This window comes from Candidatus Streptomyces philanthi (genome assembly GCF_059553635.1).
On sequence record NZ_JCANQV010000332.1, the window covers coordinates 1 to 5,896 of the forward strand.

A 5,896-nucleotide genomic window follows, 5' to 3' on the forward strand; every position below is an offset into this window, starting at 1 on the left:
TGTCGCGGCGGGCCGGCGGCTGACCGCCGTCGAAGCCCGCGGCGATGACCGTGACCCGGACCTCGTCGCCGAGCGCGTCGTCGATGACCGCACCGAAGATGATGTTGGCCTCGGGGTGGGCCGCCTCGCTGACCAGCTGCGCGGCCTCGTTGATCTCGAAGAGACCGAGGTCCGAGCCACCGGAGATGGAGAGCAGCACCCCGCGGGCGCCGTCGATGGACGCCTCCAGCAGCGGCGAGGAGATCGCCATTTCCGCGGCGGCCACCGCGCGGTCGTCGCCACGCGCCGAGCCGATGCCCATGAGGGCCGACCCGGCCTCCGACATCACGGACTTGACGTCGGCGAAGTCGAGGTTGATCAGACCGGGGGTGGTGATCAGGTCGGTGATGCCCTGGACACCGGACAGCAGCACCTGGTCCGCGGACTTGAACGCGTCGAGCACGCTCACCTGACGGTCCGAGATGGACAGCAGCCGGTCGTTGGGGATCACGATGAGGGTGTCGACCTCTTCGCGGAGGCTGGCGATGCCGTCCTCGGCCTGGTTGGCGCGCCGGCGGCCCTCGAAGGTGAACGGCCGGGTGACCACACCGATCGTCAGTGCCCCCAGCGAACGGGCGATGTTGGCGACGACGGGCGCGCCACCGGTACCGGTGCCACCGCCCTCGCCCGCGGTCACGAAGACCATGTCGGCGCCCTTGAGGACCTCCTCGATCTCCTCGCGATGGTCCTCGGCCGCCTTGCGCCCGACGTCCGGGTTGGCGCCCGCACCGAGTCCGCGCGTCATTTCGCGGCCGACGTCGAGCTTGACGTCGGCGTCGCTCATCAGCAACGCCTGAGCATCGGTGTTGATCGCGATGAACTCGACGCCCTTGAGCCCGACCTCGATCATCCGGTTGATGGCGTTGACGCCACCGCCGCCGATGCCGACGACCTTGATGACTGCGAGGTAGTTCTGCGGTGCTGCCACGTCGAAGGCCTCTCGCCTCGATTTACGTGTCGCCGCCTCACATTCCGTGGGGACGCCGACTGATGCCGATGGGAAGGTCCGTGATGCCGACCCGAACCCTAACGTTTAACTTTAGGGTTACCTGTGCCCGTGTTCCTCTGGATACCTGCTCCCCTTGGAACGAGACACTAAGTCGACATGAGGCGCGCGTTCAACGAACACGCCGAACCTCCCGTTTTTCTTTTCACCCTATGTGATCACGCATAGTGGTAGCCATCCAGGGTGCTGGCCTGCCGCGTACGACGTCAACTCCCCGCCACCGCCGGAGCACTGGGAACCGAGACGTCGAAGTGGCGTGCGTCACGCGCGGCTTTCAGGAGCGCGGTGAGAACCTTGGCCTTTTCCCCGCTTCGTTCACCACTCCCCCACACCACCGTGCGCCCCCCGGTGAGATCCAGGGTGAGGGCGTCGTACGACCGGACGCGCAGCGTGGTGACCTGTTTCCGTACGGCCGGGGGGAGGGCGGAGGCGACGCCGACCGCCGAACGGCGCAGTTCCGCGGTGCCGAAACGGGACAGGCTCGGGGAGCGCCCGGCCCGCAGGTCGAGGAGCGGGACGCCCTTGGGGGCGGTGCGGACGGTGGCGAACCGGACCCCTTCGTCGTCCACTTCCACATACTTGCCGCCCTCGCGCATCAGCAGGCGCGGGGTTCTCTCGGTCACCTTCAGCTGGACCGTGTGCGGCCAGGACCGGGAGACCTCAACGGTCTTGATGCGGGGAAGGGCGGTGCGCAACCGGTCCTCGACGGCGTCGGTGTCGAGGGAGGCGAGCGGGACGTCCATCGGCACCCGGGCCGCCGCGACGACCTCGGCGGGGGTGAGCACGTCCGTGCCCCGCGCCTTGACGGCCTCGGTCCGCAGCCACGAGGAACCGTAGACGGCCCAGGCACCGAAACCGCCGGCCACCACCACCAGGGCCAGGATGATGATCGGACCACGGCGGCCGCGCCACCGCAACAGGAAGCGCGGCCACGGGAATCCGCGGCCGCCCCGCTTCTTGGCGGAGGGCCGCTTCTTGGCGGAGGGCCGGCCGGACCGCGACGTCTTGCCGCCGCGGCGGGCGGTCGTCGGTCCGGCCACGCTCCCTGCCTCTCGTCGTCGCTAGTTGCCGCGCTGGGCGACGGCCTCGTACACCATGCCGACCAGCAGCTCGTCGGCGTCCCGGCGGCCGAACTCGGCGGCCGCGCGGGACATCTCGACCAGCCGGTGCGGGTCGGCCAGCACCGGAAGGACGTGGGACTGGACCCACTCCGGCGTCAGCTGGGCGTCGTCGACCAGCACACCGCCGCCGGCGTTGACCACCGGCTGGGCGTTCAGCCGCTGTTCGCCGTTGCCGATGGGCAGCGGGACGTAGGCGGCCGGCAGCCCGACGGCGGACAGTTCGGCGACGGTCATCGCGCCCGCGCGGCAGAGCATCATGTCGGCCGCGGCGTACGCGAGATCCATCCGGTCCACGTACGGTACCGGGACATAGGGCGGCATCCCGGGCATGTTGTCCACGTGCGGCAGGTCGTTCTTCGGGCCGACCGCGTGCAGCACCTGGATACCAGACCGCTGGAGGGCGGGCACGGCGGCCTGGATGACCTCGTTCAGGCGCCGGGCGCCCTGCGAACCACCGGACACCAGCAGCGTCGGAAGGTTGGGGTCGAGCCCGAAGGCCGCCCGCGCCTCGGGGCGGACCGCCGCGCGGTCCAGGGTGGCGATGGTGCGGCGCAGCGGGATGCCGACATAGCGGGCGCCGCGCAGCTTGCTGTCCGGGGTGCTGACCGCGACGTACTTGGCGTAGCGCGAGCCGATCTTGTTGGCCAGGCCGGGTCGGGCGTTGGCCTCGTGGACGATGATCGGCACCCCGAGCCGCTTGGCGGCGAGGTAGCCGGGCAGCGCCACATAGCCGCCGAAGCCGACGACACAGTCGGCCTTGGTGCGCTCCAGGATCTGCTCGGCGGCCTTGATGGTGCCGCGCAGCCGTCCGGGGACGGTGATCAGTTCGGGAGTGGGCTTGCGGGGCAGCGGCACGGCCGGGATGAGTCCCAGCTCATAGCCGCGCTCCGGGACGAGCCGGGTCTCCAGGCCGCGTTCCGTGCCGAGCGCCGTGATCCCCACGGTCGGGTCCTGCCTCCGCAGTGCGTCCGCGAGGGCGAGCGCCGGCTCGATGTGGCCGGCGGTCCCCCCACCGGCGAGTACGACATGCACCGAAATTCACCGCTCTCCGGACGGCCGCTTCTTGACGCGCCGTCTCATCGTCTTCCATCTCACCCCAGCCGCCTTTCCTGCGAAAACCGGCTGCCGCATGGCCAGTGCCGCCCTCGCGGCGGGCTCGTCCCGCGCGAAGGCGATCATCAGCCCGACCGCGAACATCGTCGGCAGCAGGGCGGAACCCCCGTAGGAGAACAGCGGGAGCGGGACGCCGGCGATCGGCAACAGGCCGAGCACCGCACCGATGTTGATCACGGCCTGGGCCATGATCCAGGTGGTCACGCCTCCCGCGGCATACCTCACGAAGGGGTCCTCCGTGCGTCCGGCCACGCGGATACCCGCATAGCCTAGAGCCGCGAAGAGGGCGAGCACCGACAGCGTCCCCGCCAGCCCCAGTTCCTCCCCGGTGATGGCGAAAATGAAGTCGGTGTGCGGTTCAGGGAGTTCACCCCATTTTTCCATACTTGCCCCGAGGCCGGAACCGAAGAAGCCTCCGGAGGCCAGCGCGTAGATGCCGTGGACCGCCTGCCAGCACTGGTCGCCGGGCCCCGGATCGGTCGCGCCGATGCAGGCGATACGGGACATCCGGTTGGCGCTCGTCGTGATCAGCAGCGTCCCGACGACGGCGGCCGTGCCCAGCACCCCGACGAACAGCCGGGTGGGCGCGCCGGCCAGCCACAGCAGCCCGAAGAGGATCGCGGTGAGAATGATCGCGGTGCCCATGTCACCACCGAGCATGATCAGCCCCAGCAGCAGGAACGCGACCGGGACCAGCGGCACCAGCAGATGCTTCCACTGCCCCAGCAACTGCCGGTCCTGCTTGCGGGCCAGCAGGTCCGCCGCCCACAGGACCAGCGCCAGTTTGCCGATCTCACTGGGCTGCATCTGGAACACGCCGCCGAGCCGGATCCAGTTCTGGTTGCCGTTGATCTCCATCCCGATGCCCGGGACCTGCACCAGGGCCATCAGGAAGACGGAACCGCCCAGCAGCGGATAGGCCAGGGCGCGGTGCAGGCGTACCGGCATCCGCGCGGCCAGTACCAGCAGTGCGCCACCGAGCACCGCGGCCAGCAGCTGCTTGCGGAAGAAGAAGCTCGGCGCGAGCCCGTTCTGGAGGGCCTTGATCTGCGAGGCGGAGAAGACCATCACCAGACCGAGCACGGTGATCAGCAGGCTGCCGCCGAGGATCAGGTAGTACGCCGTCAGCGGCCGGTCCCAGGCCCGCTTCGCCCGGGTGTACAGACCGAGCGGGCCCCGCCCACCGGAGCCCCGGCCGCCGCGGGGCGGCCGGGGCACGGTGGCGGAGCGCCGTGGTCGCGGCGTGGCCGTCTTCGCCGATCGGGCCGTCATTCTCGTCCCCTTCACAGGTGCGCTCCCGCCGGCCCGCGACGGGAGCGGGGTCGGACGGGTTACTGGTCCCGCGCGGTCAGCCCGCGGACCGCCTCGGCGAAGGCGTCGCCCCGCTCGCCGTAGTTCACGAACATGTCCATCGAGGCGCAGGCCGGGGCCAGCAGGACGGTGTCCCCGGGTGAGGCCAGGTCCGCGGCCGCGCGGACCGCCTCGGACATCGCCCCAGTGTCGGTCCGGTCGAGGTCGGTCACCGGGACCTTCGGCGCGTGTCGCGCCAGAGCCTCGCGGATCAGCGCCCGGTCGGCGCCCATCAGCACCACCGCGCGCAGCCGTCCGGCCGCGTTCCGCACCAGTTCGTCGAAGGTCGCGCCCTTGGCGAGGCCACCGGCGATCCACACGATGTGCTCGTACGCGGCCAAGGACGCCTCGGCGGCGTGGGTGTTGGTCGCCTTCGAGTCGTCGATGTAGCGGACGCCGCCGATGTCCGCGACGTGCTCGATGCGGTGGGCCTCCGGGCGGAAGGCCCGCAGCCCGTCCCGGACGGAGGCGGGGCGCACCCCGAACGCGCGGGCGAGCGCCGCGGCCGCGAGGGCGTTGGCGATGTTGTGCGGGGCGGGGGTCCCGGACTCCGGCGCGATGTCGGAGACCTCGGCCAGCTCCTGCGCCTGGCGGTGGCGGTTCTCGACGAACGCCCGGTCGACGAGGATGCCGTCGACCACTCCGAGTTGGGAGGGGCCCGGGGTGCCGAGGGTGAAGCCGATGGCGCGGCAGCCCTCCTCGACGTCGGCCGCCCGGACCAGGTCCTCGGTCGCCGCGTCGGCCGCGTTGTAGACGCAGGCGACGGTGTTGCCCTCGTAGATCCGGCCCTTGTCGGCGGCGTACGCCTCCAGGGAGCCGTGCCAGTCGAGGTGGTCGGGGGCGATGTTGAGGACGGCCGCGGAGTGGGCGCGCAGCGACGGCGCCCAGTGCAGCTGGTAGCTGGACAGCTCGACGGCGAGCACGTCGTAGGAGGGGGCGTCGTCCTCGTCCTGGCCGAGGACCAGGTCGATGATCGGGGTCCCGATGTTGCCGACGGCCGCGGTGCGCAGGCCCTCGGCCTCCAGGATCGCGGCGAGCATCCGCACGGTGGTGGTCTTGCCGTTGGTGCCGGTGACGGCGAGCCAGGGCGCGGCGTCCGGGCCGCGCAGCCGCCAGGCGATCTCGACGTCGCCGACGACGTCCACCCCGGCGGCCGCGGCGGCGGCGAACAGCGGGCTGTCCGGCCGCCAGCCGGGCGAGGTGACGACGAGATCGGTGCCCTCGGGCAGGGTGGTGCCGTCGCCGAGGCGGACGGTGACGGAGCCGG

General features: G+C 71.3%; 5 protein-coding genes. All 5 read right to left on the bottom strand.

Features of this window, described 5'->3' with window-relative positions; genetic code table 11:
- On the bottom strand, positions 1–967 hold a 967-nt coding region (gene ftsZ, locus AC51EU_RS26065; protein ID WP_496269526.1), incomplete at its 3' end, for a cell division protein FtsZ.
- Between the two features lie 284 nt (positions 968–1,251).
- Positions 1,252–2,085 (bottom strand): cell division protein FtsQ/DivIB, encoded by an 834-nt coding sequence (locus tag AC51EU_RS26070; protein WP_496269527.1) that lies wholly within the window; start codon positions 2,083–2,085, stop codon positions 1,252–1,254.
- Positions 2,086–2,106: 21 nt separating this feature from the next.
- Positions 2,107–3,198 (bottom strand): undecaprenyldiphospho-muramoylpentapeptide beta-N-acetylglucosaminyltransferase, encoded by a 1,092-nt coding sequence (gene murG / locus AC51EU_RS26075; RefSeq protein ID WP_496269528.1) that lies wholly within the window; start codon positions 3,196–3,198, stop codon positions 2,107–2,109.
- Between the two features lie 6 nt (positions 3,199–3,204).
- Positions 3,205–4,551: a putative lipid II flippase FtsW gene (ftsW, locus tag AC51EU_RS26080; RefSeq protein ID WP_496269529.1), complete on the bottom strand. Its 1,347-nt coding sequence runs from the start codon at positions 4,549–4,551 to the stop codon at positions 3,205–3,207.
- 59 nt (positions 4,552–4,610) lie between these two features.
- Positions 4,611–5,896: UDP-N-acetylmuramoyl-L-alanine--D-glutamate ligase (murD, locus tag AC51EU_RS26085; RefSeq protein ID WP_496269530.1), on the bottom strand; the 1,286-nt coding region annotated here is incomplete at its 5' end.

Bases quoted from the DNA above. Each gene is read 5' to 3' on its own strand.
- ftsW (WP_496269529.1), bottom strand. From the start codon at position 4,551: ATGACGGCCCGATCGGCGAAGACGGCCACGCCGCGACCACGGCGCTCC.